Origin of the sequence: Microbispora sp. GKU 823 (genome assembly GCF_002027145.1) — a bacterium.
Classification (GTDB): Bacteria; Actinomycetota; Actinomycetes; order Streptosporangiales; family Streptosporangiaceae; genus Microbispora; species Microbispora siamensis.
The window spans coordinates 191,049-217,041 of record NZ_MWJN01000002.1; the positions used below are offsets into that span (position 1 = coordinate 191,049).

General features: G+C 70.4%; 24 protein-coding genes, 3 tRNA genes and 3 pseudogenes. 10 read left to right on the top strand and 20 right to left on the bottom strand.

The genetic code is table 11. From position 1 onward, the window contains the following. Nucleotides 1-218: 218 nt before the first annotated feature. From B1L11_RS02455 to leuC, 4 genes and pseudogenes are all read right to left on the bottom strand, one after another. A pseudogene (locus B1L11_RS02455) lies at nt 219-514 on the bottom strand (HU family DNA-binding protein). Nucleotides 515-567: 53 nt separating this feature from the next. Next, complete coding sequence (locus B1L11_RS02460; protein WP_079312744.1) at nt 568-828, bottom strand: hypothetical protein; 261 nt, start codon at nt 826-828, stop codon at nt 568-570. After that, nucleotides 807-1,393: pseudogene (leuD, locus tag B1L11_RS02465) on the bottom strand (3-isopropylmalate dehydratase small subunit). The gene B1L11_RS02460 and the pseudogene leuD overlap by 22 nt, the downstream one beginning before the upstream one ends. A gap of 32 nt (nt 1,394-1,425) precedes the next feature. After that, nucleotides 1,426-2,811, bottom strand: coding sequence for a 3-isopropylmalate dehydratase large subunit (leuC, locus tag B1L11_RS02470; protein WP_079312746.1), 1,386 nt, complete (start codon nt 2,809-2,811; stop codon nt 1,426-1,428). Between the two features lie 138 nt (nt 2,812-2,949). Between leuC and B1L11_RS02475 the strand changes: the two genes are divergently transcribed. The 3 genes from B1L11_RS02475 (at nt 2,950) to B1L11_RS02485 (ending at nt 6,230) form a co-directional block, all read left to right on the top strand. Beyond that, nucleotides 2,950-3,666, top strand: a complete 717-nt coding sequence (locus B1L11_RS02475) for an IclR family transcriptional regulator (protein WP_079312748.1) — start codon at nt 2,950-2,952, stop codon at nt 3,664-3,666. 37 nt (nt 3,667-3,703) lie between these two features. After that, a complete protein-coding gene (locus B1L11_RS02480; RefSeq protein ID WP_079312753.1) occupies nt 3,704-5,407 on the top strand; it encodes a hypothetical protein in 1,704 nt (567 codons plus the stop codon). A 100-nt stretch (nt 5,408-5,507) separates the two neighbouring features. Continuing rightward, on the top strand, nt 5,508-6,230 hold the full coding sequence (locus B1L11_RS02485; RefSeq protein ID WP_372974637.1) for an MgtC/SapB family protein: 723 nt from the start codon (nt 5,508-5,510) through the stop codon (nt 6,228-6,230). On the opposite strand, the pseudogene B1L11_RS02490 reads toward B1L11_RS02485, so the two are convergent. From B1L11_RS02490 to B1L11_RS02505, 4 genes and pseudogenes are all read right to left on the bottom strand, one after another. Continuing rightward, nucleotides 6,227-6,616 (bottom strand): annotated as a pseudogene (locus B1L11_RS02490) (ester cyclase); the annotation flags it as partial. The gene B1L11_RS02485 and the pseudogene B1L11_RS02490 overlap by 4 nt on opposite strands. A 215-nt stretch (nt 6,617-6,831) precedes the next feature. Continuing rightward, a tRNA-Glu gene (locus B1L11_RS02495) sits at nt 6,832-6,904 on the bottom strand. A 13-nt stretch (nt 6,905-6,917) separates the two neighbouring features. Continuing rightward, nucleotides 6,918-6,990 (bottom strand) — tRNA-Glu (locus B1L11_RS02500). A gap of 44 nt (nt 6,991-7,034) precedes the next feature. Beyond that, a tRNA-Gln gene (locus B1L11_RS02505) sits at nt 7,035-7,106 on the bottom strand. A gap of 206 nt (nt 7,107-7,312) precedes the next feature. Here B1L11_RS02505 and B1L11_RS02510 point away from each other — a divergent pair. Then, nucleotides 7,313-9,295 (top strand): M3 family metallopeptidase, encoded by a 1,983-nt coding sequence (locus B1L11_RS02510; protein WP_079312757.1) that lies wholly within the window; start codon nt 7,313-7,315, stop codon nt 9,293-9,295. Nucleotides 9,296-9,298: 3 nt separating this feature from the next. Here the strand turns inward: B1L11_RS02510 and B1L11_RS02515 are convergent, their stop codons facing one another. Beyond that, nucleotides 9,299-9,838: a PadR family transcriptional regulator gene (locus B1L11_RS02515; RefSeq protein WP_079312759.1), complete on the bottom strand. Its 540-nt coding sequence runs from the start codon at nt 9,836-9,838 to the stop codon at nt 9,299-9,301. Between the two features lie 55 nt (nt 9,839-9,893). On the opposite strand from B1L11_RS02515, the gene B1L11_RS02520 reads away from it, so the two are divergent. Next, nucleotides 9,894-11,231 carry an MATE family efflux transporter gene (locus tag B1L11_RS02520; RefSeq protein ID WP_218670845.1) on the top strand — a complete coding sequence of 446 codons (1,338 nt, stop codon included), beginning with the start codon at nt 9,894-9,896 and terminating at the stop codon, nt 11,229-11,231. Here the strand turns inward: B1L11_RS02520 and gltX are convergent. Further along, complete coding sequence (gene gltX / locus B1L11_RS02525; protein ID WP_372974640.1) at nt 11,128-12,456, bottom strand: glutamate--tRNA ligase; 1,329 nt, start codon at nt 12,454-12,456, stop codon at nt 11,128-11,130. The two genes, B1L11_RS02520 and gltX, sit on opposite strands and share 104 nt — an antisense overlap. Nucleotides 12,457-12,484: 28 nt before the next feature. Continuing rightward, nucleotides 12,485-13,255 carry a fumarylacetoacetate hydrolase family protein gene (locus B1L11_RS02530; RefSeq protein ID WP_079312765.1) on the bottom strand — a complete coding sequence of 257 codons (771 nt, stop codon included), beginning with the start codon at nt 13,253-13,255 and terminating at the stop codon, nt 12,485-12,487. Nucleotides 13,256-13,338: 83 nt separating this feature from the next. Between B1L11_RS02530 and B1L11_RS02535 the strand changes: the two genes are divergently transcribed. After that, a complete protein-coding gene (locus tag B1L11_RS02535) occupies nt 13,339-13,719 on the top strand; it encodes an antibiotic biosynthesis monooxygenase (protein ID WP_204047294.1) in 381 nt (126 codons plus the stop codon). Nucleotides 13,720-13,772: 53 nt separating this feature from the next. Here B1L11_RS02535 and B1L11_RS02540 read toward each other — a convergent pair whose 3' ends face one another. Continuing rightward, nucleotides 13,773-14,372: an HD domain-containing protein gene (locus B1L11_RS02540; RefSeq protein WP_079312767.1), complete on the bottom strand. Its 600-nt coding sequence runs from the start codon at nt 14,370-14,372 to the stop codon at nt 13,773-13,775. A gap of 168 nt (nt 14,373-14,540) precedes the next feature. Here B1L11_RS02540 and B1L11_RS02545 point away from each other — a divergent pair, with 168 nt between their 5' ends. Then, nucleotides 14,541-16,211: a heparinase II/III family protein gene (locus B1L11_RS02545; RefSeq protein WP_079312769.1), complete on the top strand. Its 1,671-nt coding sequence runs from the start codon at nt 14,541-14,543 to the stop codon at nt 16,209-16,211. Nucleotides 16,212-16,242: 31 nt separating this feature from the next. On the opposite strand, the gene B1L11_RS02550 is transcribed toward B1L11_RS02545, so the two are convergent. From B1L11_RS02550 to cimA, 4 genes are all read right to left on the bottom strand, one after another. Beyond that, complete coding sequence (locus tag B1L11_RS02550; protein ID WP_079312771.1) at nt 16,243-16,887, bottom strand: DivIVA domain-containing protein; 645 nt, start codon at nt 16,885-16,887, stop codon at nt 16,243-16,245. Beyond that, nucleotides 16,884-18,005, bottom strand: coding sequence for a globin domain-containing protein (locus B1L11_RS02555; RefSeq protein ID WP_079312773.1), 1,122 nt, complete (start codon nt 18,003-18,005; stop codon nt 16,884-16,886). The genes B1L11_RS02550 and B1L11_RS02555 overlap by 4 nt, the downstream gene beginning before the upstream one ends. Further along, nucleotides 18,006-18,476 (bottom strand): group 1 truncated hemoglobin, encoded by a 471-nt coding sequence (locus B1L11_RS02560; protein ID WP_143736833.1) that lies wholly within the window; start codon nt 18,474-18,476, stop codon nt 18,006-18,008. It abuts the gene before it with no gap. 303 nt (nt 18,477-18,779) lie between these two features. Beyond that, entirely contained in the window at nt 18,780-20,354 is a 1,575-nt protein-coding gene (cimA, locus tag B1L11_RS02565; protein ID WP_079312777.1) for a citramalate synthase, read from the bottom strand. Nucleotides 20,355-20,627: 273 nt separating this feature from the next. Here cimA and B1L11_RS02570 point away from each other — a divergent pair, with 273 nt between their 5' ends. From B1L11_RS02570 to B1L11_RS46410, 3 genes are all read left to right on the top strand, one after another. Continuing rightward, on the top strand, nt 20,628-21,281 hold the full coding sequence (locus B1L11_RS02570) for an O-methyltransferase (protein ID WP_372974638.1): 654 nt from the start codon (nt 20,628-20,630) through the stop codon (nt 21,279-21,281). Between the two features lie 192 nt (nt 21,282-21,473). Continuing rightward, nucleotides 21,474-21,959 (top strand): hypothetical protein, encoded by a 486-nt coding sequence (locus B1L11_RS02575; protein ID WP_179154940.1) that lies wholly within the window; start codon nt 21,474-21,476, stop codon nt 21,957-21,959. Next, entirely contained in the window at nt 21,935-22,075 is a 141-nt protein-coding gene (locus B1L11_RS46410; protein ID WP_179154941.1) for a hypothetical protein, read from the top strand. The genes B1L11_RS02575 and B1L11_RS46410 overlap by 25 nt, the downstream gene beginning before the upstream one ends. Nucleotides 22,076-22,110: 35 nt before the next feature. On the opposite strand, the gene B1L11_RS02580 is transcribed toward B1L11_RS46410, so the two are convergent. From B1L11_RS02580 to B1L11_RS49610, 4 genes are all read right to left on the bottom strand, one after another. Next, entirely contained in the window at nt 22,111-23,202 is a 1,092-nt protein-coding gene (locus B1L11_RS02580) for a branched-chain amino acid aminotransferase (RefSeq protein WP_079312783.1), read from the bottom strand. Nucleotides 23,203-23,346: 144 nt separating this feature from the next. Next, complete coding sequence (locus B1L11_RS02585; protein ID WP_079312785.1) at nt 23,347-24,393, bottom strand: 3-isopropylmalate dehydrogenase; 1,047 nt, start codon at nt 24,391-24,393, stop codon at nt 23,347-23,349. Nucleotides 24,394-24,468: 75 nt separating this feature from the next. After that, a complete protein-coding gene (locus B1L11_RS02590) occupies nt 24,469-25,677 on the bottom strand; it encodes an ROK family transcriptional regulator (RefSeq protein WP_079312787.1) in 1,209 nt (402 codons plus the stop codon). A gap of 54 nt (nt 25,678-25,731) precedes the next feature. Then, on the bottom strand, nt 25,732-25,854 hold the full coding sequence (locus B1L11_RS49610; protein ID WP_256862164.1) for a hypothetical protein: 123 nt from the start codon (nt 25,852-25,854) through the stop codon (nt 25,732-25,734). Nucleotides 25,855-25,993 lie beyond the last annotated feature (139 nt).

Sequence of the window (25,993 nt, forward strand, 5' to 3'; positions counted from 1 at the left end):
CCGGCCGACTTGCACTGCATCTTCCCCCGGTCGAACGTACGCGCGCCGTCGATGGGTCCCCCGCATCCGCGCCCCGCGACTCGCTTACCTGAAGATTACACGTTTGCGCAGGTCAAGAAGGGGGTTCACGGCCTCATGCGACCGCCGGCACCGGGCATGGAACGACGAACGGCGCCCGGGGGCTCCGAGCGCCGTCCACTGGTGCGGGGTGGGGCCTGCTACTTCTTCTTGGCAGCCTTGCCACCCGCGTTGACCTGCTCCTTGAAGTCCGCCCGGGGCGGAACCTGGGCGCCCAGCTCTCCTCCACCTTGATCGGGTCGCCGGTGGAAGGGTTGCGGGCCGTACGGGCCGGCTTGTGCACCATCTCGAAGGCGCCGAAGCCGGTGATCGAGACCTTGTCCCCGCTCGCGACAGCGCTCTGGATGGCGTCGAGGACGGCGTTGACGGCTTCGGTCGCCGTCTTCTTGTCACCGACGCGATCAGTGATCGCGTCGACGAGTTCTTTCTTGTTCATTTCGGTTTCCTCCCCCTTACGCGCTTGAAATTAGGGGACGAGGTCGCGGGACTTCAATCACCGGGGGGCATGTTTCGCCTGCTCGGCGTGTCGAATGTGCCGTCCAGATAGGCGATGAAGGCGTCCAGCCGGGCGGCCGCATGGGCTATGTCCCGCTTTGCCACGTCACAGATAGCAAGCAGCCGTCGCGCCAGGCGGGCCTGCTCCTCCTGTGGTAAGGCTAACGCTCTGACGCGGCGATGCGCATCACGCAGTCGCCGCGCCAGCAGCTCATCTCCGGTCTGAGGATCGTTCAGACGGTCGTCGGCAGCCATGGCTGCCGTCCATTCTCGTACTCCTCGATGGCGTCCGCGTGACGCAGGGTCAGCCCGATGTCGTCGAGGCCCTCCATCAGCCGCCAGCGGGTGTAGTCGTCGATCTCGAACGAGGCCACGAGGTCGCCCGAGCGCACCTGGCGTTCCACCAGGTCGACGGTGATCTCCGTCTTGGGGTCGGCCTCGGCCGCGTCCTGCAGGCGCTCGACCACGTCCTCGGGCAGGACGACCGGCAGCAGGCCCATCTTCGTGGAGTTGTTGCGGAAGATGTCGCCGAACCGCGAGGCGATCACGACGCGGAAGCCGTACTGCTGCAGGGCCCAGACGGCGTGCTCACGCGAGGAGCCGGTGCCGAAGTCGGGCCCGGAAACCAGGATCGACGCGCCCTCGTACGCCGGGTCGTTCAGCACGAAGGACGGGTCCTCGCGCCAGGCGGCGAACAGGCCCTTCTCGAAGCCCGTACGGCTGACCTGCTTCAGCCAGACCGCCGGGATGATCTGGTCGGTGTCCACGTTGCTGCGGCGCAGCGGCACGGCCGGCCGGTGTGAGTGGTGAAGGCATCCATGATGATCTCTTCCTGGGACTGAGGCGGGCGGACTAGAGGTCGGCGGGGGCGGTCAGCCGGCCGGTCACCGCGGTCGCGGCCGCCACCTGCGGCGAGACCAGGTGGGTGCGCCCGCCCTTGCCCTGGCGGCCCTCGAAGTTGCGGTTGGAGGTCGAGGCGCTGCGCTCGCCCGGCTTCAGGGTGTCGGGGTTCATGCCCAGGCACATCGAGCAGCCGGCCTCGCGCCACTCGGCCCCGGCCGCCTTGAAGACCTCGTGCAGGCCCTCCTCCTCGGCCGCCTTCTTGACCCCCATGGAGCCCGGGACGATCAGCGTACGGGTGACGACCTTGCGGCCGCGCAGGATCTCGGCGGCGGCGCGCAGGTCCTCGATGCGCCCGTTGGTGCAGGAGCCGACGAAGACGGTGTCCACCTGGATGTCGCGCAGCGGCGTGCCCGCGGCCAGGCCCATGTACTCCAGCGCCCGCTCGGCGGCGGCCCGCTCGACCGGGTCGGCGAACTGCTCGGGCGACGGCACGGCGGAGCCGAGCGGCGCGCCCTGCCCCGGGTTGGTGCCCCACGTGACGAACGGCGTGAGGGCCGAGGCGTCGATCTCCACGACCTTGTCGAACTCGGCGTCGTCGTCGGTGCGCAGCGTCTTCCAGTACTCGACGGCCCGGTCCCAGGCCTCCCCGGTGGGCGCGTGGGGACGGCCGCGCAGGTACTCGAACGTGGTCTCGTCGGGGGCGATCATGCCCGCCCGCGCGCCGGCCTCGATCGACATGTTGCAGACGGTCATGCGGCCCTCCATGGAGAGCTTGCGCACGGCCTCGCCCCGGTACTCGACGATGTAGCCCTGGCCGCCGCCGGTGCCGATCTTCGCGATGATCGCGAGGATCAGGTCCTTGGCGGTCACGCCGACCGGCAGCTCGCCCTTGACCTCGATGGCCATCGTCTTGGGCCGGTAGGCGGGCAGCGTCTGGGTGGCCAGCACGTGCTCGACCTCGGAGGTCCCGATGCCGAACGCGATGGCGCCGAACGCCCCGTGGGTCGAGGTGTGCGAGTCGCCGCAGACGATCGTCATGCCGGGCTGGGTGAGGCCGAACTGCGGGCCGATGATGTGCACCACGCCCTGGCCGGCGTCGCCCATCGGGTGCAGGCGGATGCCGAACTCCGCGGCGTTCTTGCGCAGCGTCTCGACCTGCGTGCGGGACACCGGGTCGGAGATCGGCCCGAGCACGGTCGGAACGTTGTGGTCCTCGGTGGCGATCGTGAGGTCGGGGCGGCGCACGGTGCGGCCGGCCATGCGCAGGCCGTCGAACGCCTGCGGGCTGGTCACCTCGTGGATGAGGTGCAGGTCGATGTAGAGCAGGTCGGGTTCGCCGTCGGCACGGCGTACGACGTGCTGCTCCCAGACTTTCTCAGCCAGTGTGCGACCCATGGTTGTGACGCCTCCTCGCGTTCAGACCCCCGGTCGTGTCTCTCATCATGAGACAGAAATATCGGGATATGGACACTGTATCTGCTGATTCCCAACATTGCGTTTGCATCTCGTATGGCGAGACGGCAGTATCGGGGTATGGACAACTCTAGCGGGGTCGGAGTACTCGACAAGGCGGTTCTCGTACTCAACGCCCTGGAGGCGGGCCCCGCTTCCCTGGCACAGCTCGTCCAGGCGACCGGCCTGGCCAGGCCGACGGCCCACCGGCTGGCCGTCGCGCTGGAGCACCACCGCATCGTCTCCCGCGACACGCAGGGCCGGTTCATCCTCGGGCCCCGTCTGTCGGAACTGTCCACCGCCGCGGGCGAGGACCGGCTGCTCGCCGTCGCCGGGCCGGTGCTCACCCAGCTTCGCGACCTCACCGGGGAGAGCGCTCAACTCTACCGGCGCCAGGGCGACGAGCGGGTCTGCGTGGCCGCCGCGGAGCGCGCCAGCGGACTGCGCGACACCGTGCCGGTCGGCTCCGCGCTGCCCATGACCGCGGGGTCCGCCGCGCAGATCCTGCTCGCCTGGGAGGAGCCCGACCGCCTGCACCGCGGCCTGCGCGGCGCCAAGTTCACCGCCGCCACGCTCGCGAGCGTACGCAGGAGGGGCTGGGCGCACAGCGTCGGCGAGCGCGAGCAGGGCGTGGCGAGCGTCTCCGCCCCCATCCGCGGCGCCGGCGGCAAGGTGATCGCCGCGGTCTCCGTGTCCGGTCCCATAGAGCGGCTGACCCGTACGCCCGGCCGGATGCACGCCGCCCCCGTCGTCGCCGCCGCCGAACGGATAACCGAAGCCATGCGCCGCGCGAACTGATTGGAGAGCGGTGTCCCGATAGCCCTAGGCTGGCGGGGTGACAGACCGCATCGAGGCAGCCGCCGCTGAACTGCGTCCCCTGCTCCAAGAATTCATCCTCTGGGCGCCGGACAACGCACCCGGCAGCGACCCCGATCTCGTGGGCCCCGTCGCCCTGTGGCACCGCCTGATCGCCCGCGACGACGTCGGGCTGTGGAAGCGTGGCGACCTGCGCACGGTCCTGCTGGAGCGCATGCCCCAGGTGGTCGAGGACCCCGACGCCGCCGCGGACGGCATGATCCCCGCCGTCCGGGCCTACCTGACGTTCCTGTCGGGCACCGGACGGCTCTCGCCCGGCTCGGCGTCCCTGGAGACCCTGCTCGCGGAGCTGGACGAGGTCGAGGACGACTTCGTGGACGCGATGGAGGACACCATCGCCGAACGCGACTGGGACGAGGAGGAGGACGAGCTCGACGAGGACGAGGCCGACGAGGGCCTCGGCGACTTCGAGCCGTTCGCCGACGAGATCGGCGCCCTGCCCACGATCCGGCTGCGTCCCGACACCGAGCTGGCCGAGGCGGCCCGCCGGGTGACGCTCATCGAGCAGGCCCGCGACCTGGCGCTGTGGGTCGGCACCGGGCGCAAGGTGGGCGAGGAGACGCTGCTCACCGAGTCCGAGGTGGACGAGGCCGTACGCACGCTCGGCCTGCCCGACGCGCGCAACATCTGGAACCTCTGGAACCTCGCGATCGACCTGGAGTTCCTCGCCCCCGACGGCGACGACACGGTCAGTGTGGACTCCGACACCGCCGCCTGGCCCTTCGAGGACGACGACGACGTCCTGGACGCCTGGATGCTCGGCCTTCACTCGCTCGACTACGGCGACCCGGAACTGGACGACGACGACCTCACGCTGGCCCTGTCCGGCCTGACCCGCGCGCTGCTGATCCGGGTGCTGCTGGCCGGCGGCACCCGGCAGGTGTCCTCGCTGCGCGAGGAACTGGCCGAGGCCGCGGCGGAGTACGACGACCTGGGCGCCGACGCCTGGGCCGCGGCCGGCGACCCGCTCGCCTCCGTGCTCGCCTGGCTGACCGGCTACGGCATGGTCACCGTCGAGGGCGACGCGGTGACCTTGACGCCGCTCGGCACCGAGGGCCTCGTCCACCTGCTGGACGACGAGGACATCGAGATCGACGCCCGGCCCGCGATCGACGCCATGACCGCGCTCGACCTGCTGTCGTTCAGCGCCGACATGTCCGAGGAGGAGGCCGACGAGGAGTTCGCCGCCTGGCTCGCGCTGCGCGACCCGGCGCGGGCCGCCTCCGAGCTGCTCGAAGCCGCCGCCGAGGAGGAGTCGGACGCCCTCGTGCGGGTCCAGGCCGCCAGCCTGGTGGGCTCGCTGGGCGAGGCCGCCATACCCGCCTGGCAGGAGGCGCTCAAGGAGCCCTCGCTGCGGCCGTACGCCGCGACGCACCTGACGCAGATGGACGTCGAGGACGCCCCGGAGCCGACCCAGGCGGACACCCACTGGCTGATCCTCGACATGTGGACGATCTCCGCCGGGCTCGGCCGGCCGGAGTTCGTGTCCAGCCTGCACGACATCGGCCCGGCGCAGACGCTCATCGGGCTGCTCGACGTGATCTGGAAGGTCCGCCACCCGCACATCGAGGAGCTGCTGGACCTCATCGGCGAGACCCACCCGGACAAGCAGGTGGTCAAGGCCGCCAAGCGGGCGCTGTTCAAGGCGCGATCGGGACGCTAGCGGGGTCACTCGGGCCGGGACGGCGGCGTCCGCCCCGGCCTCGCCGCCTCTTCCGTTCGCGGCGTGACCAATTCGGGGCGGACGGACTTAGTCTGGTCGCGTGACGCCGATCTCACTCATGGTGAGCCCCGTGGCGTGGTGGCAGCCGGCCGTGGACCTCGCCATCGCGCTCGTGCTGTCGGCGGCCATCGGACTGGAGCGGGAGATCCGGCAGAAGAGCGCCGGACTGCGCACCCACACGCTCGTGGGATTCGGCGCCGCACTGTTCATGCTCGTGTCCAAGTACGGCTTCTCCGACGTCCTCGGCGACTCCGTGGTGCTCGATCCGTCGCGGGTGGCGGCCCAGATCGTCTCCGGCATCGGCTTCATCGGCGGCGGGCTCATCTTCGTACGCCGCGACGCGGTCAAGGGGCTGACCACCGCCGCCGCCGTGTGGCTCACCGCCGGAGTCGGCATGGCCGCGGGGGCCGGCCTGTGGCTGCTGGCCGTCCTGGCCACGGTCGGGAACTTCGTCGTGATGCTGGGGCTCACCCCGCTGGCCGCCCGGCTCCCCCGCTCCAAGCACGCGCAGTCGCGGCTGCGTCTGTCGTACCTGGACGGCCGGGGCGTGCTGCGGCAGGCGCTGGCCGAGTGCACGGGCCGCCGTTTCGTGGTCGACGAACTGTCGCTGGAGCAGCCCGGCCGGGGCCAGGACACCGGCGCGGTCACGGTCACCCTGCTGATCCACGGCTCGGGCTCGATCGGGGACCTCACGAGCAGGCTGGCCGAGATAGAGGGCGTGCTCACCGTCTCCTGCGACGACGCCAACGCCCAGCACTTCTAGCCGGCACGTGGCGGGTAGAGCCCGAGCTGCGCGAGCAGCTCCAACTGGTCGAAGTAGACCTGGTAGCTGACCACGAGCCCGTCCTGGACGGTGATGATCTCGCAGGAGCGAAGGAAGACGCGCCGCCCGGTCGCCTGGGCCTCCTCGCCGTCCGGCAGCAGCAGCGGGCCCTTGTGCGTGCCGGTGAGTGTGACCTCGTCCACCGCGCAGTCGCCGACGTCGATCGCGCGCCAGGTCGACCGGCGGTAGTCCGGGAAGGTGGCGAAGAACCGCGTCAGGTAGGACCCGATCTCCTCACGCCCGTCCGCCGTGCCCTCGGGGCTGACGAGCGCGCACCTCGGATCGAACAGCCGCATCGCCCCGTCCACGTCGTGGGCGTCGAAAGAGACGGCCCATCTGGTCCATGACCTCCCGTGCCCGTGTCACCGCGTCCACCACCCCCGTCCGGTCAGTTCCAGCGTAGGCGGCGGTGTTCGGAGGGCCCTTCACAGCGTCGGCTCTCCGCGGTCTGCTGAACTCAACCGCGGCCATGAGCGGGGCGCGGCGTCCCGTAACGGCGAAAACCCCCGGCACGGGGAAGTGCCGAGGGTTCTCGATGATGTAGCCCCGACCGGATTCGAACCGGCGCTACCGCCTTGAGAGGGCGGCGTCCTAGGCCACTAGACGACGGAGCCGAGTGCAGTGAAGTAGTCCCGAGCGGATTCGAACCGCCGTTACCGCCTTGAGAGGGCGGCGTCCTAGGCCACTAGACGACGGGACCTTGCACTGCGCTGTTTTCCAGCAGAATCCCTTGGGGGGATCCAGCTGGGGTACCAGGACTCGAACCTAGACTAACGGAGCCAGAATCCGTCGGGCTGCCAATTACCCCATACCCCATCTGCTTGCGGGGGCCTCGCGGCTCCCGCTTGCGACTCCGAAAGGATAGCCCAGCTTGCGACCCACTACCAAAACGATTGCGGCGCGCCTCGCGATCTCGTGATCCGATCCCCCGTACGGAGGGTCCGATCCTCCTGCCGCGCAGGGCCCGGTCCTCCTGTGCGAGGCTGGGACAAACGCCAGCACGACGTGAGGAGCCGCCAGCCATGACCTCGGCCGCGAACCCCTTCCTCAGCCCGAGCACCCTGCCCTACGGGCTGCCTCCCTTCCAGGAGATCAGGGAGGAGCATTACGCGCCGGCGTTCGAGCAGGGCATGGCCGAGCACCTCGCGGAGGTCGAGGCGATCGCCGAGAACCCGGAGCCTCCGACCTTCGAGAACACGATCGAGGCGCTGGAGAGGTCCGGTGCCCTGCTCGAACGCGTCTCCGCGGTGTTCTTCAACCAGACGTCCTCCGACACGACGCCCGGTGTCCAGGAGATCCAGAAGGACGTCACGCCGAAGCTCGCCAAGCACGCCGACGCGATCCACCTCAACGCCAAGCTCTTCGCGCGCATCCAGGCGGTCGAGGCGGCCGACGAGGAGGAGCGGTGGCTGCTGAAGCGCTACCTCACCGACTTCACCCGTGCGGGCGCCACGCTCGGCCCGCAGGACCAGGCCCGGCTCAGGGAGATCAACGAGCGGCTGTCGGCCCTGGGGACGGCGTTCCAGCAGAACCTGCTCGCCGACACCAACGAGCGGGCGGTGGTGGTCGAGGACGTGGCCGAACTCGACGGGCTGTCGCAGGACGCGATCCAGGGACTCGCCGACCAGGCCAGGGAGCGCGGGCTGGAGGGCAGGTATCTGATCACGCTGGTCCTGCCCACCGGTCAGCCCACCCTGGCCGAGCTGACCAACCGGTCCCTGCGCGAGCGGATCCACCGGGCCTCGGTCGGGCGGGGCGCGGCGAACGCCGGACTGATCAAGGAGATCGCGATCCTGCGCCGGGAGCGCGCGCGGCTGCTGGGCTACGAGAACCACGCGGAGTACGTCCTGGCCGACCAGACGGCGGGCACGACCCGGGCGGTCACCGAGATGCTCGACCGGCTCGTGCCGCCCGCCGTGGCCAACGCGCGCAAGGAGCAGGCCGACCTGGAGGAGATCGCCGGGCACCCGATCCAGCCGTGGGACTGGGCGTTCTACTCCGAGAAGGTGCGCAAGGCCCGCTACGACATCGACAGCCGGCGCATGCGGCCGTACTTCGAGCTGAACACCGTGCTGGAGAAGGGCGTCTTCAACGCGGCGTCGCGCCTCTACGGCGTCACCTTCCACGAGCGGTCCGACCTGTACGGCTACCACCCGGAGGCGCGGGTCTTCGAGGTGCGTGACGAGGACGGCTCCCCGCTGGGCCTGTTCCTCGGCGACTTCCACGCCAGGGCCTCCAAGCGGGGCGGGGCGTGGATGAACAGCCTGGTGAAGCAGTCGGGCCTGGAGGGCACCAGGCCGGTGGTGGTCAACAACCTCAACATCGTCAAGGGCGAGCCGACCCTGATGACGTTCGACGAGGTCAACACCATGTTCCACGAGTTCGGGCACGCGTTGCACGGATTGTTCTCCGACGTGCGCTACCCCCGGTTCTCCGGCACGGCCGTGCCGCGCGACTTCGTCGAGTACCCCTCCCAGGTGAACGAGATGTGGGCGACCCATCCGGAGATCCTGGCCGAGTACGCCAGGCACCACGAGACGGGCGAGCCGATGCCGCAGGACCTCGTCGACCGGATGCTGGAGACGCAGAAGTTCAACCAGGGCTTCGCCACGCTGGAGTACCTGGCCGCCACCCTGCTCGACTGGGCGTGGCACACGGCGTACGACGGCGAGGAGGAGGTGGAGGAGTTCGAGAGGCGGGCGCTGCGGGAGGCCGGGGTGGACCTGCCGGCCGTCCCGCCGCGATACCGCAGCACGTACTTCGCCCACATCTGGGCGAGCGGCTACAGCGCCGGCTACTACTCCTACATCTGGAGCGAGGTGCTCGACGCCGACACCGTCGAGTGGTTCAACGAGAACGGCGGGCTGCGCCGGGAGAACGGCGACGCCTTCCGCCGGGCCCTGCTGTCGCGGGGCGGCAGCGTGGACTCGATGGCGGCGTTCCGCGACTTCCGCGGCCGCGACCCGGAGATCACTCCCCTGCTGGACCGCCGCGGGCTGCTGTGACGGTCACGACCCGGTGAGCGCGGAGATGGCCTGCCTGAGCCAGTCCTTCTCCGCGGCGCTCACGGCCCGCGCGACGAGCACCATGCCGCGGCGGAAGGGATCGGGCATCTCCTCGGCCCTGAGGGGCCTTCCGCCGCGGTAGAAGAAGCTCGCAGGCGTCTCCAGGAAGGCCAGGCGACGGCGCAGCACCCGCACCTGGTCCTCGGCGTCGGGGAGCCGGGACAGGAACGCCAGCAGCGTGAAGAACCTCGCCTGGTCGCTGATCTCGACGTCCGACGGCTCACGCAGCCGCCTGAACAGTTCCTCCCGGCCCCGCTCGGTGATCGAGAGCACCTGGCGCCGGGCGGCGCCCGAGCCCTCCTCCTCGTGCCGCTCCAGAAGGCCGGCCGCCTCCATCCGGGCGATGGCCGGGTAGAGCGCGCCGTCGCTGACCGGCCGGACGTGCCCGCTCAGCCCGGCGATGCGCTGCTTGAGCTCGTATCCGTGCATCGGCTCCTCGTCCAGGAACCCGAGGATCGTCAACGCCAGGTCACCGCTTGCCACGGCGGCATCGTATCGTTATACCTCTAATCGATATAGCTCGATTCGAGGTGTGCGCATGAGACTGATCAGGCTCGCCCTGCCCGTCTACGTCGAACTCCTGACGGCCGTCGTGGCCGTCGGCCTGATCGACACGCTGTGGGTGTCCGGACTCGGCAGCGAGGCCGTCGCGGCGGTCACGGTCGCCACCACGACCGAGAACCTGGCCCTCGGTGTGATCCTCTGTGTCGGAACGGGCACGACGGTCCTGATCGGACGGCGGGACGGCCGCGCCCCGCTGGCCCCGGTCGTCCGTACGGCCTGGCTGCTACTGGGCGCCTTCGCCCTGGCCGTGGCGGTGCCCGGCGTGCTGCTGCGCGAGCCGGTCGCCCGCCTGTTCACCGACGATCCCGTCACGGTGGGGCTAACCGCGGGCTACTACGCGGTGGCGTTCGCCGGGATCCCCGTCTTCTTCGCCCAGAACCTCGTCGACGGGATCTTCAAGGGCCTCGGCGACACCCGGACGCCGATGCGGGCCGCCCTGCTGTGCAACGCCCTGGTGATCGGCCTGGACCCGCTGCTGATCTACGGGCTCGGCCTGGGCGTCCGGGGAGCCGCCCTGGCCACCGTGTCGGCCCGCCTGGCCACGCTGGCCGTGTCCGTCCTCCTGCTGGCCCGGCGGCTGCCCGCGGAGAAGGGGACGGCGAAGGTCTCGGCGAACCGCGCGGACGCGGCGGCGATCCTGCGCACCGGGCTGCCCATGTCCGGCGACTTCCTCGCCCGCGCCCTGGTGGGCATGGCGCTGGCCGGCATCGTCGGCCGGCACGGCGTGGCCGCGCTCGCCGGGTACGGCATCGGCCTGAAGATCATGATGGCCGGGGTGATGTCCTTCTACGCCCTCCGCCAGGCGGCGATGATCCGCACCTCGCGCGCGGGCGAGGCGGACGGCCCGTCTTCAGGGCGTGACGATGCCGTCGCCGTGCTGCGGTACGGCCTGGCCGCGGGGCTGGCCGCCTCGCTCGTGCTGAACGCGCTCGCCCCTGCGGCCGTGGGCCCGTTCACCGCCGACCCGGCGGTGGCCGCGCAGGCCGTGTGGTTCCTGCGCTGCATGCCGCTCTATCTCGTGCCCTTCGGCGGCCTGATCGCCGTCGGCGGCGTCCTGCAGGCCGGCGGGCGGGGCGCCGGCCTGCTCGCGGCCACACTGGCGGGCTTCGCCGTCCAGTTGCCCCTGGCCTTCCTGCTCGGCTCCCGGATGGGAACCACCGGGGTCTGGCTGGCCATGGCCGCCGGCGCCGCGCTCTCGCTCGTTCTGCTCAGGCCAGCCTGGCGAGGGCCGCGCGCACCCGGCCGAGCGAGCGCTCGCGGCCGAGCACCTCGATCGACTCGAACAGCGGCAGGCCCACGGTCCGGCCGGTGATCGCCACCCGGACGGGGGCCTGCGCCTTGCCGAGCTTGAGCCCGTGGGCGAGGCCGACCTCCTCCAGGGCGGTCTTGAGCGAGTCGGGGTCCCAGCTGACCGTCTCCAGCCGCTCGGCGTACCCGGCCAGGATCTCGGCCGCCCCCGCCTTCATCGCCTTGTCCCACGACGCCTGGTCGAAGACGGGCTCGTCGAGGAACAGGAAGTCGACGTTGGCGGTGACCTCGGACAGCACGGCGACCCGGGTCTGCACCAGGTCGGCCACGCGGTCGAACACCGAGCGGTCCCAGGACGGGTCGAGCCACGGCTCGCAGCGGGCGACGAACACCTCGCGGGGCAGCGCCCGGATGTACTCGCCGTTGAAGGCCCGCAGCTTCTTCTCGTCGAAGAACGCCGGCGCCTGATTCACGTCCTCCAGCCGGAACAGCGGCATCATCTCCGACCACGGCATGATCTCGCGGTCGTCGCCGGGCCCCCAGCCGAGCAGCATGAGGTAGTTGACCATCGCCTCGGCGAGGTAGCCCTCGTCGCGGTAGGACTCCAGGGCCACCTTGTCACGACGCTTGGACAGCTTCTGCCGCTTCTCGTTGACGATCACCGGCACGTGCGCCCAGACCGGCGGCTCCGCGCCGAGCGCCTTCCACAGAAGCTGCTGCTTGGGCGTGTTCGACAGGTGCTCCTCGGCCCGTACGACATGGCTGATCCGCATCTCCATGTCGTCCACGACGTTGGCGAGGATGAACAGCGGCGAGCCGTCCCCCCGGACGATGACGAAGTCCTCCATCGCCGAGTTGGGGAACTCCACCCGCCCGCGGACCTTGTCGTCCACGACCGTCACGCCCTCGTCGGGCGTACGGAACCGCACGGCGCCCTCGGTCAGGCCGCGGTCGCGGCAGTGGCCGTCGTAGCCCTGGTGCTCCGAGCCGGTCCTGGCCTTCACGTCGTCGCGCGTGCAGGTGCAGTGGTAGGCCTTGCCGTCCTTGAGCAGCTTCGCCGCGGCCTCGCGGTGCTGCTGCTCGTAGGCGGACTGGAAGTAGGGCCCCTCGAAGTGCGGCGAGTCGCCGTTGATGCCGATCCAGGCGAGGGCCGAGATGATGCCCTCGGTCCATTCGGGCCGGTTGCGTGCCGCGTCCGTGTCCTCGATGCGCAGCACGAACGTGCCGCCGGACTGCTCGGCGATCGCCCAGTTGAACAGCGCCGAGCGGGCGCCGCCGACGTGGAACATGCCGGTGGGCGAAGGGGCGAAGCGCACCCTAGTCACGTGAGATCACCCGGTTAGTGAGAGTTCCGATTCCTTCGATGGAGACGCCGACCTCGTCGCCCACGGACATCGGGCCCACCCCGGCGGGCGTGCCGGTCAGGATGACGTCGCCGGGCAGCAGGGTCATGACCGCGCTCACATACGCGATGAGCGCGGGGATGTCGTGCAGCAGCAGGGAGGTGCGGGCGCTCTGCCTGACCTCGCCGTTGAGCGTGGTGGTGATCGCCAGGTCGGCCGGATCGAGTTCGGTCTCGATCCAGGGACCGAGCGGGCAGAACGTGTCGAAGCCCTTGGCCCGGGTCCACTGGCCGTCCCTGGCCTGCAGGTCGCGTGCGGTCACGTCGTTGGCGCAGGTGTATCCGAAGACGACCTCGCCCGCCCGCTCGGCCGGGACGTCACGGCACAGCCGGCCGATCACCACGGCCAGTTCGCCCTCGTAGTCGACCCGCTCCGACAGCTTCCCCGGGTACGCGATCGCCTCCGACGGCCCGATCACGGTCGTGTTGGGCTTGAGGAACACGACCGGCTCCGCCGGGGGCTCGCCGCCCATCTCCCTGGCGTGGTCGGCGTAGTTCTTGCCGATAGCGATGATCTTGCTGGGCAGCATGGGGGCGACCAGGCGGACCTCGGCCACCGGGAACCGCTCGCCGGTGAACTCCACCCCGTGGAAGGGGTGGCCGCCGACGCGGGCGATGACCTGCCCGCCCTCTTCCACCACGCCGAAGGCGACCTGGTCGCCCATCGAGAACCTCGCGATACGCACGTCACGAGCCTAGTGGGGGGACGCCGGGTGGGCGTACGTAAGGTGGTCTGGTATCAGCTGGAGTCAAGCGTACGGGAGTCGATGTGCCTTCGGTCGTGAAGATCAACGTGCTGACGGTGCCCGAGGAGATGCGGCGCGAACTGGAGAAGCGGTTCGCCGGCCGGGCCGGGATGGTGGAGTCGGCCGACGGGTTCGAGTGGTTCGAGCTGCTGCGGCCGGTGGAGGGCAGCGACCGTTACCTCGTCTACACCCGCTGGCGCAGCGAGGAGGACTTCCGGCGCTGGCAGGAGAGCCGGGCGTTCCAGGCGGGACACGCGCAGGCCGCCGCCGAGGCCGCCGCGCAGGGCCACGGACACGGCCAGGGCCACGGACATGGGCACGGGCAGGGCGGCCCGGCCGCGACCGACTCCGAGCTGTGGACGTTCGAGGTCGTGGAGAGCACCGGCCCCAAGCAGGAGGGCTGAGCCGGGGCCCGTGACGCCTGAACGCCCCGGCGGCGACGCGCGGACGAGGGCGTTCAGGCGTCGAGCGGGTTGGCGGCGATCCGGGCTCCGACACCGCCCGTGACCGAGGAGGCCGCCGCGCAGCCCGGCTTGCGCCGCGCCTGCTCCTCGAAGGCGGCGAGGAACTCCGCGCCGAACCCGAGCCGGGGATGCCGCGCGAGCACGGCGGCCCGGACCTCCGCCGGGAACTCCTCGGGCCGCTGTCCCGACACGTCCCACGACGTGGCCACCTGCAGCAGGTGCGACTCCGGGTCCTCCGACGCGGCGACCGGATCACGCATGTGGACGACGACGATCTTCTCGGCCCGCGCGGATCTCTCCGCCGACCAGCCGGCGGACATGCCGAAGACCCAGGCGAGACGTCCCCCCGCCTCCTCGAACGGCACCGTGTGACTGTCGAAGGTCTCGGTCAGCCCGATGTCGTGGAGCAGGGAGGACACGTAGTACAGCTCGTCGTCGAAGCCGATCCCGTGCGCCCGGGCGTACCCGGCGCCCCACAGGTAGGACCTGATCGAGTGGTTGAGCAGCGCGGGCGAGCAGAAGCGAGTCGCGACGGCGAGCGCGGCCGACGCGGCGGGCGTCTCGGGGAACGTCTCTGAGAACGAAGCCGGCATGGCCCCAGGCTGGCAGAGCGGGCCGGCCGGGCGCGAGCCGCCATGCGGCCACTTCCCGCACGATTCGGGCCAGCGCAGTTGTGCAGTTGTAACCGGAGTGACTTGACCAGATCATCAGAATTCGGACAGCATGAGCGGCTCCCATTTCGATCTCGGAAGGAATCCGGCGTGTTCCGCCGCCTCTCAGCCCTCTCCCTGGTGGCCGCTCTCCCGCTGACCGCGCTCACCGTGGCCGCGCCCGCCCAGGCACGAGCCCCGCACCGCACACCGGAGTGCCAGGGCGACTGGCTGCCCGCCACCCCCACCTCCGGTGACGTCATGAGCGGCAAGCTGTCCTTCCTGGGCCTGCCCGCGGTCACGGTCGGCAAGGACGTCGACTGGCGCATGGACCCGTACAGGAACAGGTCCTGGCAGATGGTGTTCCAGTCGCTCCGGTGGATGGGCAGGCTCGTGGCCGACTACGAGTCGACCGGCGAGGAGGACTATCTCAGCCGGGCCGTGGAGATCGCGAAGGACTGGGTCACGGACAACCCGTACGGCGGGCGCACGACCAGCCCGTACGCCTGGGCCGAGCATCCGATCGCGCTGCGCGCCCCTGCCCTGGTGTGCCTGAGCAGGTACGTGAAGGCCGACTGGCTGAAGAACAGCCTGGCCCTGCACGCGAAGCTGCTGTCGAACCCCAAGAACTACGAGCTCGGCCACAACCACGGGCTCGACCAGGACATCGGCCTGCTGCGCATCGGCTGCCGCTACGGGAACCCGAAGTGGAAGAACCTCGCGATCAGCCGCATGGTGAAGTCGATGAAGCTCGACATCGACGGGCAGGGCGCGCTGCGCGAGCAGGCGCCGCGTTACGCCATCTACGTGCACGACCGGCTCAGGGTGGCGGTCGACACGATCAAGGACTGCAAGATGAAGGTCCCCGCGGCGCTGGCCACCCGCTGGGAGAGCCTGCCGCGGCACATCAGCGCCGCCACCCAGCCCAACGGCTACATGGTGCCGATCGGCGACGGGCCCGCCGACGTCCAGCCGGCCGCCTTCGACCACGCCGACTCGACCGTGCAGGTGTTCAACGCCGGGTACGTCTTCGGCCGCACCGCCTGGGGCGACCCCAAGTCGGCCTACTACTCGATCCGCTTCGGGCCGGCGCTGAAGTTCCACGGCCACGAGGACCACATGGGCGTGACCTACTACGCCCAGGGCCGCTCGATCCTCACCGAGGCGGGCTTCGTCTCGTACGAGAACACGCCCTACCGGCGGTGGACGCTCAGTCCTGAGGCCCACAACGTGCCGATCCTCGTGGGCAGGAAGTTCCGCGGGCACACCCCCACGGCGCTGGTGGCCAAGTCCGTGCGCAAGGACCGGCAGACGTTCACGTTCACCGACAGGGCGTACGGCGTGCCGCGCAAGCGGTCGGTGCTGGTGAACCACCGCGAGGACGTGATGGCGGTGCTCGACAGCGGCGGCGGGGAGCTGCGGAACCTGTGGCACCTCGATCCCGGGCTGAAGGTCGTGTCCAACTCGGGCGGGCAGGTCGTCGTGGGCGACGGCGGGTGGAAGGCGTCGATCGTCCAGCTCACGATGCCGTCGTGCAAGCCGGTCGGCGGCCAGCGGGTGGTGCGCGGGCAGACCTCGCCCTACCAGGGCTGGATCTCGCCGGGCTACATGCGCAAGGAGCCGGCGCCGGTGATCGTCTCGCCCGTGGCGGAGTCGTTGCTGACCGTCGTGGTGCCCGGGACCGACCGGCCGGAGGTCAGCTGCTCGGGACGCACTCTGACCGTTCACACCCCGGCCGGTTCGGTCACGCTGCGCGCGAGTTCTTCCGGCACCCTGTCGTAACCTCCTCCCCCGACAGGAGGGCGGCGGGCGGTTATCCGTACACCGACGGAGAGCCGCCCGCCAGTTGCTTGGCCTGGTCGGGCACGTGGCCGAGCTTGTCGACCTCGTGGGCCAGCCCCTCCAGGACCGCCCGCAACTGCACCTGCGTGACGTCCGCGAACGTACGCAGGTAGGCGATCCTGCGCTCCAGTTCCTCGGCCTCGGCGCTCTGCAGCCCGTTGCCGGAGGCACGGTAGGCGCCGACCGCCTGATTGGCGGCCTCCTCGGCCTGCCGCTGCGCCTCCATCAGGAGTTCCTCGTACTGCCGGCGGGCCTGGCTCACGATGCGCCGCGCGTAGTCCTCCGCCTCCGCGATCTGCGCGTCGGCGGTCTGCTGGGCGCGGGACAGGATGTTGATGGCGTCGACGTTCAGGGTCTGGGGCGCGGCCTGTTCCGGGTTCATGCCGTGTTCCTTGTACCACTGCTTCATGCGGTCGATGTACGCCCGCAGGTCCGCCTTCTCCTTGTCGCTGGCCGCCATGTCCTCCGCGACGCGGTAGAGGAACGAGCGCACCTCGTCCTCGCTGTAGCCGCGGCGCCCGAGCGATGTGCGCGTGAACTCCTGCTTGCGTACCCGATCCGGGGTGAGGGGCTGGCGCTCGCCCGCCGGGCTTCCCCAAGGCATGTCCGCCGTCATGACTCCCGACCTTTGTCGCTCGTGAACTCGTCGAAGTGGATCTGCTCGGTGGGCACGCCGGCGTCAAGCAGCCGTCCGACGGTCGCCTGCGCCATCTCCTCCGAGCCGCAGACGTAGACGTGCTGGCCACGCCATCCCTGCAGCGCGACGTCCACGGCATAGCCGCGGGTGCCCCGGTAGAAGGGGTCGTGGGAGACGACCGGCACGACGTTGAGCCAGGGGTGCTCTGCGGCCATCTTGGCCAGCGCCTCGTAGTCGTACAGTTCCCTGGAGTTCCGGGCGCCGACGACGAGGTCCACCCTGCGCGTCGGGCCCTCGTAGGCGATCTGCTCCACGAGCGCCTTGAGCGGCGCGAGGCCGGTGCCGCCCGCGATCATGAGCAGGTCGCCCTGGACGTCCGGGGGGAGCGTCAGCCGTTCCCCCACCGCCGCACCCACGCGCAGCATGTCGCCCCGCCGCGCGCCCATGACGAGCGCGGAGCTGAGCACGCCGCCGTCGACCATGCGTACGTGCAGGTCGATGGTGTTGTCCTGGCGGGGCGCGTTGGCGAACGAGTAGAACCGCCAGATGCGCGGGCGCATGGCGTAGGAGAACGACGCCGACTGGCCGGGACGGAAGGGGTACTGGTAGTTCAGCCGGGCGCGGATGACCGCGATGCCGAGGGTGCGCATCTCGTGGCCGATGATCTCGGCCTCCCACCAGGGCGGGGAGGTCTTCGACGCGTCGTTGGCGGCCTCCACCATCACCTGGGCGACCAGGTTGTAGGCCTGCGTCCAGTCGTGCGCGAGCTGAGGAGTCCACCGGTCGCCCAGGAAGTGCTCGAGCGTGGCGAGCAGCGCCTGGCCGACGGCGGGGTAGTGCGTCGCGGTCACCGCGAACTTGCGGTGGTCGCGGCCGAGCTGCTGCAGGACCGGGACGACTTCCTCGATCCGGTCGACGTTGCTGATGACCTTTCCCAACGCGGCCACGAGCTTGTCACGCTGGCGCGCCATGGACACCGGAAACATGTCCCGCACGTCCGGGTTCATCAGGAAAAGAACCGAGTAGAAGTACAGCGGCACCTGGTCGCCCGACCGGGAGACAAGGTGCCAGCTGTCCTTGAGAGCCTGCGTATCCACTCAGCCAGCCGTTTCCGTTGGCTCGGCGACGATGGACGACTTCACCTTGCCGAGGACGAGACCGACGTCGCGCAGGATGTCCTCGCCGACGCCGCCGGCCTGCAGGACCGCGAAGAGGTGCTCGCCCACCTTGTCGTAGTGCTCCGACGTGATGCCCATGCCGGCGTGGGCCTCGCCCAGGTCGCGGCCCTCGTACGGCTCGGGGCCGCCGAGGACCGAGCACAGCAGCATGACCATGTGCCGCTTCAGCCTGGGCATGTCGATACCGGTGAAGTACGGCTTCAGATCGTCGTCGCCGAGCACGCGCTCGTAGAACTGCTCGACGACGTCGCGCACCACTGGTGCGCCGCCGATCTGGTCATAGTAAGACGGCGAGGTGATCACAAGACCCTCCCATTCCGGGTGCACCAGCGGGGGGAATGACTGCGGGCCGAAAGTTTTCGAACTCCGCGCAGTCACGCGGCTGGTCATGGTGACAGTCGGTCGCTCGGCTCCCACGACGCCGGCCGCCTCCGACAGAAAGATCAGAAGCCGACGGCAGGCGCCGCGACAGTACGGGGTTCGGTGCGCAGATACTTCTTGCCTTCACCCTCCGTTGAGCCAGAGCGGGGCGCTGAGGCCGGAACCGCGGCCGGGGTGGCCGATCGTGGCAAAGACCGCCTCAGGGCTTCGCCTATCTAAGCACCAACTAGACTAAATGTCACTAAAACCGCAGCATCCACGAGCGCAACGTGAGCGCCACTCGTACCACGGCAGGGAGGGCTCAGCGGCTGGTCAGGCGCTGTGCCCGGCCCGCAGCAGGCCGTACGTCACCGCCTGCTCGAGCGCCTGCCAGGACGCCTCGATGACGTTCTCGCCCACCCCGACCGTGGCCCACTCGCCGGTCGCGTCACTCGACGTGATGAGCACTCGGGTCACCGCGTCCGTGCCGTGCGTGCCCTCCAGGATCCGGACCTTGAAGTCGATCAGCTCGACCCCGGCCAGCTCGGGGTAGAGCTTCTCCAGCGCCAGCCGCACCGCCCTGTCGAGCGCGTTGACCGGGCCGTTCCCCTCGCCGGTCGCGATGATCCGCTCGCCCTTCGCGTGGAGCTTGACGGTCGCCTCGCTGACCACGTCGCCGCCGGGACGACGCTCGACGATCACCCGCCACGACTCGACCGTGAAGTAACGCCGGTGCTCGCCGTCGACCGTGTCGCGCAGCAGCAGCTCGAACGACGCGTCGGCGGCCTCGAACGTGTGCCCCCTGGCCTCCAGCTCCTTGACCCGCTCGACCAGTTGCCTGGACTGCTCGCCGGTGAGCTCGTAGCCCAGCTCGCGGCCCTTCAGCTCGACCGAGGCGCGGCCGGCCATGTCGGAGACCAGCATGCGCATGTCGTTGCCGACCTCGGCGGGGTCGATGTGCTGGTAGAGGTTCGGATCCACCTTGATCGCCGACGCGTGCAGGCCCGCCTTGTGCGCGAAGGCGGACGTCCCGACGTACGGCTGGTGGGAGTTCGGCGTGACGTTGGTGACCTCGGTGATCGCGTGGGCGATGCGGGTCATCTCGCGCAGCGACTGCGGCGGCACGAGGTCGAATCCCCGCTTGAGCTGGAGGTTCGCCACCACCGTGAACAGGTTGGCGTTGCCGGAGCGCTCGCCGTACCCGTTGGCGCAGCCCTGCACGTGCGTGGCGCCGGCCTTCACCGCGGCCAGCGTGTTGGCGACCGCGCAGCCGGTGTCGTCGTGGCAGTGGATGCCGATGCGGGCCCCGGTGCCGGCCGCCTCGTACACCACGTCGGCCAGCTCGTCGGGGAGCATGCCGCCGTTGGTGTCGCACAGCGCGACCACCGACGCCCCGGCCTCCGCGGCCGTGCGCAGCACCTCCAGCGCGTACGCGGGATTGGAGCGGTAGCCGTCGAAGAAGTGCTCGGCGTCGAGGAAGACGCGCTGGCCCTCCGCGGTCAGGTGGGAGACCGTGTCGCGGATCATCGCGAGGTTCTCCTCCAGCGTGGTGCGGAGGGCCAGTTCCACGTGGCGGTCGTGGCTCTTCGCCACGAGCGTCACGATCGGCGCGCCGGATTCGCGCAGCGCGGCCACCAGGGGGTCGTCGGCGGCCTTCACGCCCGCCCGGCGGGTCGCGCCGAACGCGGCGAGCTGCGCGTGCTTCAGGTCGAGCTCGGTCCGAGCCCGCCGGAAGAACTCGGTGTCCTTGGGGTTCGCACCCGGCCAGCCGCCCTCGATGAAGCCGACGCCGAGGCCGTCCAGGTGTCGTGCGATGGCCAGCTTGTCGGCGACCGTGAGGTTCAGCCCCTCCTGCTGGGCGCCATCGCGGAGCGTCGTGTCGTACACGTGGAAACGATCGTCGGCCATCTCTGTGTCTCCTTCGCGGGGTTGCGTCTCGCCGCGCGCTTATCGGCCCCAACCGGAAAGGTCGCTCAAACAAAAAGACCCCTCACGGACGTGAGAGGTCTGCGCGCCGACGATGTCCTTCAGCCGGCGCGCCTGCCGATAATGAGCAGACCGTAGTACATGGTGCTGAGCAGTTTGCCACAGCCGGTCACCCTCTGGCACATCGATCTCATAGTACGAGATATCGGAGAGTGTTCACGCAGGTCAGGAGGGTCGACATCTAGTGTGATGACCATGAAGGCTGCCAATTTCATCGAACCGGCCGTCGCCGCGTACGCCGCGGCGCACACGAGCCCGCCCGACGACCTGCTCGCCGGCCTGGCGGAGGAGACCCACCGGCTGGTGGGCGACCGGATCAGCATGCAGATCGCGCCGGAGCAGGGCACCCTGCTCACCATGCTGGTCCGGCTCAGCGGCGCCCGGCGGGCGGTCGAGGTCGGGACCTTCACCGGCTACTCGTCGATCTGCATCGCCAGGGGCCTGCCCGCCGACGGGCGCCTGATCGCCTGCGACGTGAGCGAGGAGTGGACGGCGGTGGCCCGCCGCTACTGGGAGAAGGCGGGCCTCGACGACCGCATCGAGCTGCGCCTCGGCCCGGCCGCGGACACGCTGCGGGCCATGCCGCCGGGAGAGGTCTTCGACTTCGCCTTCATCGACGCCGACAAGGCGGGCTACCCGGTCTACTACGAGGAGATCCTGCCCCGGCTGAGGTCCGGCGGCCTGATCGCCGTGGACAACACGCTCCAGCACGGCGACATCACCGATCCCGCCGCCGGAGGCAACGTGCCCGCGATGCGGGAGTTCAACGACCTCGTGGCACGCGACTCCCGGGTGACGAGCGTGCTCCTGACCGTCGCCGACGGGCTCACTCTGATCAGGAAGAACTGAACTCCGGGTCTCAATGGACGTACGGCAATGATGGGGTAATAACCCGCCATTGAGGCGCGGGACACACGATCGGCGCCCCCTCGATGAGTACGCTCGCGAAGCGATTCGCATCAGCGGATCGCTTTGCCCGGGCTCGTCTTATCACGCAGCGTCTGATGCAACCAGGCGTCTGATCCGAACAGGGGGCGGCGAATGACTTGTCGGCGCGGCGGCGGGGTGTTTCTCACCGGCAGGATCGCCGGTCTCCTTCTCGCCGGAACTTCGGCTTCGACCGCGTTCATCACCGGCGTCGCCCCGCTCGGGGCCGCCGCGGACAACGGGCACGGACGCGCCGATCGCGCGGAGCGCAACGTCGCGACCACCCAGGGAGACCCACGGGACCGGCCGGGGGACAAGCTCTCGGTGAGCGGGGCCACGCGCAACCACGGCTACCAGCACACGTCCACCAACACCGCGGGCGGCTCCTCGAACGTGCAGAACGCGCTGTGCCGGCGCGCCCGGGTCTGCAACATCACCCAGCACGTGACCATCGCCGGCCCGCGTGTGACCGTGACCCCGGCGCCCAGGCCCACTCCGGTGCCCACGGTCACCGTCACGGTGACCGCGACACCCGCGCCGTCTCCCGCCGCACTCCCGGTCGCCGCGCCGGCGCCGTGCCCCGGCCCCGCGGCCCCCTGATCGGGATCGACGGCAGGGCCGGCGGGGGCACCGGCGGGGGTACCGCCCTGCTCGAAGGGCTGCTGTCGCTGTCCGTCCTCGCGACGGGCACGGCCTGCCCGGGCGCGTCCGGCTGACTCTGCCCGAGGGCAGGCCCCGCCTGCCCCGGCCGTCAGCAGATCTTGTGGATCCAGTGGTGGGCGTCGGGGCGGCTGCCGTACTGGATGCCCACGAGCTCCTCGCGGATCTTCATCGTGACCGGCCCGGGGACGCCGTCGCCGACGGTCCAGGCCCGGTCGACGCCCTTCACCGAGCCGACAGGGGTGACGACGGCGGCGGTGCCGCAGGCGAAGACCTCGGTGAGCTCACCGGACTCGCAGCCCGCCTGCCACTCCTCGATGGAGATCTTGCCCTCCTCGACCGTGTAACCGAGTTCGCCGGCGAGGCTGAGGATCGAGTCACGGGTGATGCCGGGCAGCAGCGTCCCGGTGAGCGCCGGGGTGACGAGGCGGTCACCGAAGACGAAGAACAGGTTCATCCCGCCCATCTCCTCGACCCACCGGTGCTCGAAGGCGTCGAGCCAGACGACCTGGTCGCAGCCCTCCTCGACGGCCTGCCGCTGGGCCACGAACGCCGCCGCGTAGTTGCCGCCGCACTTGGCGAAGCCCGTGCCGCCGGGGGCCGCGCGGGTGTACTCGGTGGACAGCCAGACCGAGACCGGCTTGAGGCCGCCGGTGAAGTACGACGCGGCGGGCGAGGCGATCACCATGTACTTGTAGCTGCGCGAGGGGTGGTTCACCCCGAGGGCGGGCTGCGTAGCGATCATGAAGGGCCGCAGGTAGAGGCTGTGGCCCTCCGTGGCCGGCACCCAGTCGCGGTCGGTCTGCACGAGGAGTTCGAGCGACTCGACGAACGCCTCCTCGGGAAGCTCGGGCATCGCCATCCGCAGCGCCGACTGGTTGAACCGCGCGGCGTTCGCGTACGGCCGGAAGGCGACGATCGAGCCGTTCGACTGCCGGTAGGCCTTGAGCCCCTCGAACAGCTCCTGGCCGTAGTGGAACACCGACGTGGCGGGGTCGAGGACGAGCGGGCCGTACGGCTGGAGCTTCGCGTCGTGCCAGCCCTCCCCCTCGGTCCAGTCGATGGAGATCATGTGGTCGGTGAAGACCTGACCGAAGCCGGGGCTCGCCAGCACCTGCTCACGCTCGGCCGCACTGCGGGCCTGCGGGTTGAGCTGCACGTCGAACCTGAGGTGGGTGGTCATGGCGAGGTCCTTCTCTCTTCGTCGTCGTAGTAATTGTGCGACGAGTCGGCTAAGGGAAAACTAGGGCATTTGGCAGGTATGAAAAAGCGCATGGCGGCCCATACCGGGCCGCCATGCGCGTGATGTCGGGATGAGCGGCCGGGATCAGCCGGCTACTCGGGCGGCGATGTCGTCGCCGATCTCGCGGGTGGAGCGCGCCGCCCACGCGCTCTGGCGCTCGATCAGGTCGTCGGCCACGGCCTGCTCGACGCGGGCCGACGCCTCGGCGTGGCCGAGGTGGTCGAGGAGCATGGCGACCGACAGGATCGTGGCGGTCGGGTCGGCCTTGCCCTGGCCCGCGATGTCCGGCGCGCTGCCGTGGACGGGCTCGAACATGGACGGCGCCGTGCGGGCCGGGTTGACGTTGCCGCTGGCCGCCAGGCCGATGCCGCCGGCGACCGCGGCGCCGATGTCGGTCAGGATGTCGCCGAACAGGTTGTCGGTGACGATCACGTCGAACCGCTGCGGCTGCGTGATGAAGAACATGGAGGCCGCGTCGACGTGGCAGTAGTCGGTCTTGACCTCGGGGAACTCCAGGCTGAGCCGGTCGACGGTGCGCGCCCACAGGTCGCCCGCGTACGTCAGCACGTTGGTCTTGTGGACCAGCGTCAGCTTGCGGCGCGGCCGGCCCAGGGCCTTCTCGAAGGCGTAGCGCACGACGCGCTCGACGCCGTAGGCCGTGTTGAGGGACTCCTGCGTGGCGATCTCGTGCGGCGTGCCGCGGCGCATCACGCCACCGGCACCGGCGTACGGGCCCTCGGTGCCCTCACGGACGACGATCATGTCGATGTCCTCGGGGCGGGCCTGTCCGAGCGGGGTCGTCACGCCGGGGAACAGCTTGACCGGGCGGAGGTTCACGTAGTGGTCGAGCTCGAAGCGCAGGCGCAGCAGCAGGTCGCGCTCCAGGACGCCGGGCGGCACGCTCGGGTCGCCGACGGCGCCCAGCAGGATCGCGTCGTAGCCGCGCAGCTCGTCGAGCACCTCGTCGGGAAGCGTCTGCCCGGTCGCGTGGTAGCGCTTGGCACCGAGATCGTACTCGGTGGTCTCGGACTTGACGCCCGCGGCGTTGAGGACCTTGAGGCCTTCGGCGACGACCTCGGTGCCGATACCGTCACCGGGGATCACTGCCAGGCGGATGTTGCTCGACTCCATGCGTGTACCTTACCGGTTGTCTCGGAGATCGAAACACGATCTCACCATTCGGTCCATACCGGGCGTACGTGCCCGTCAGGCGGGTCCCGCCGCGACGGCACGCTCGAACACGAGGTCGCGCGCCGTCGACAGCCCGACCGCCAGCGCCCCGAGGATCACGGCGTCCGGCCCGAGCGTGGACACCTCGATCCGCGGTGGCGTGAGGGCCACCAGCGTCTCCAGCCGCTCCGCCACCGGTCCGGCGAGCAGGTCGCCGGCCTGTGCGCCGATGCCGCCGCCGAGCACGACCAGTTCGGGATCGAGCACGGCGATCACCCCGGCGAGGGCGCGGGCGACATGGCCGGCCTCGGCCTCCACCACCCTGCGCGCGACCGCGTCGCCACCGCGCGCGGCGTCGAAGACCTCCTTGGCCGTGGCCGCCGTCATGCCGAGACGCGCCGCCGCCGCGACGACGCCGTCGGCGGACGCGACCGACTCGAACTCGCCGCGCCTTCGGTCCAAGCCCGGGCCGTCCTCGCCCTCGGGCAGGCCCACCGGCAGGTACGAGATCTCGCCGGCCGCTCCCCGGGCGCCCCGGTAGAGACCGCCGTCGATGACCACGCCCATGCCGACGCCCGTCCCGATGGACATGAGGACGAAGTGGGAGACCCCCTTGCCCAGGCCGTAGGCGCCCTCCCCCACGGCCGCGAGGTCGACGTCGTTCTCCACCGTGTACGGCGAGCCCGTCACGCCGGCCAGCGCGTCCACCGCGCCCGGACGTTCCCAGCCGGGCAGGTTCGGCGCGAGCCGGAGCGCCCCGCTCTCCTTGTCGTGGATTCCCGGGGTGCCGAACACGGTGACGGTGACGTCGCCGGGCTCGAGACCGGCCTCGGCGACGACCTCGGCCGCCATCCGCACCAGTTGCTCCAGCAGGCCGTCGTACGACCGCGCCGAGGAGGGCTCCTGCCTGCGGACGACGATGTCGCCCACGAGGTCGGCGAGGGCGAGCCGCACGGTGGTGCGGCCGATGTCGGCGGCGAGCACCCAGCCCGCCTCCGGCCTGATCTCGTAGAGCAGCGCGGCACGGCCGGTGCCGCCGGTGCGCAGCCCGACCGGGCGGACGAGCCTGGCACGCTCCAGGTCGGCCAGCGCCATCGAGATCGTCGGCTTCGACAGTCCGGTCACCTGGGCGAGTTCGGGGCGCGAGGCCTTGCCGAGGCGGAAGATCTCGGTGAACACCACCCGCTGGTTGATCGACCGGAGCAGGCTGGTCGTGTTCGCGGCCCCACCGCCGATGCTCACCACGCACTCAAGATTGGCACATCCGGAGGGTGGCCGGTCCCGCCGACGTCGGCCAGGTCAGCGCTGCGGTACGCCCCCGTTGTCGCGGCGGTCGAGCGCGATCTGCAGCGCCGCGGCCGCCTCGTCCTCAGCGTCCTCGGCACGGCCCCAGGGATACATGTCGTACATGGCGATTCTCACTTCGACGGAGGAATGCTGAGAACGGATCCGCCGGTCGCGGATCCGGAACGCCGGCCGCCGATGGAACGCGGGTCACGCGTCATGGGCGAGCCGAAGGCCGTCGGCGCGTCGCTCCGCGACGGGCCGGCCTGCCCTGATC

Coding starts and splice junctions, on each gene's coding strand:
- B1L11_RS02460 (WP_079312744.1), bottom strand. CDS start 828: ATGGCTGCCGACGACCGTCTGAACGATCCTCAGACCGGAGATGAGCTG.
- B1L11_RS02570 (WP_372974638.1), top strand. CDS start 20,628: ATGAAGGCTGCCAATTTCATCGAACCGGCCGTCGCCGCGTACGCCGCG.
- leuC (WP_079312746.1), bottom strand. CDS start 2,811: ATGGGTCGCACACTGGCTGAGAAAGTCTGGGAGCAGCACGTCGTACGC.
- B1L11_RS02550 (WP_079312771.1), bottom strand. CDS start 16,887: ATGACGGCGGACATGCCTTGGGGAAGCCCGGCGGGCGAGCGCCAGCCC.
- B1L11_RS02580 (WP_079312783.1), bottom strand. CDS start 23,202: ATGACCACCCACCTCAGGTTCGACGTGCAGCTCAACCCGCAGGCCCGC.
- B1L11_RS02585 (WP_079312785.1), bottom strand. CDS start 24,393: ATGGAGTCGAGCAACATCCGCCTGGCAGTGATCCCCGGTGACGGTATC.
- B1L11_RS02475 (WP_079312748.1), top strand. CDS start 2,950: ATGGACAACTCTAGCGGGGTCGGAGTACTCGACAAGGCGGTTCTCGTA.
- B1L11_RS02540 (WP_079312767.1), bottom strand. CDS start 14,372: ATGCCGGCTTCGTTCTCAGAGACGTTCCCCGAGACGCCCGCCGCGTCG.
- B1L11_RS02520 (WP_218670845.1), top strand. CDS start 9,894: ATGAGACTGATCAGGCTCGCCCTGCCCGTCTACGTCGAACTCCTGACG.
- B1L11_RS02560 (WP_143736833.1), bottom strand. CDS start 18,476: ATGACCAGCCGCGTGACTGCGCGGAGTTCGAAAACTTTCGGCCCGCAG.
- gltX (WP_372974640.1), bottom strand. CDS start 12,456: ATGTTCCACGTCGGCGGCGCCCGCTCGGCGCTGTTCAACTGGGCGATC.
- B1L11_RS02510 (WP_079312757.1), top strand. CDS start 7,313: ATGACCTCGGCCGCGAACCCCTTCCTCAGCCCGAGCACCCTGCCCTAC.
- B1L11_RS02575 (WP_179154940.1), top strand. CDS start 21,474: ATGACTTGTCGGCGCGGCGGCGGGGTGTTTCTCACCGGCAGGATCGCC.
- cimA (WP_079312777.1), bottom strand. CDS start 20,354: ATGGCCGACGATCGTTTCCACGTGTACGACACGACGCTCCGCGATGGC.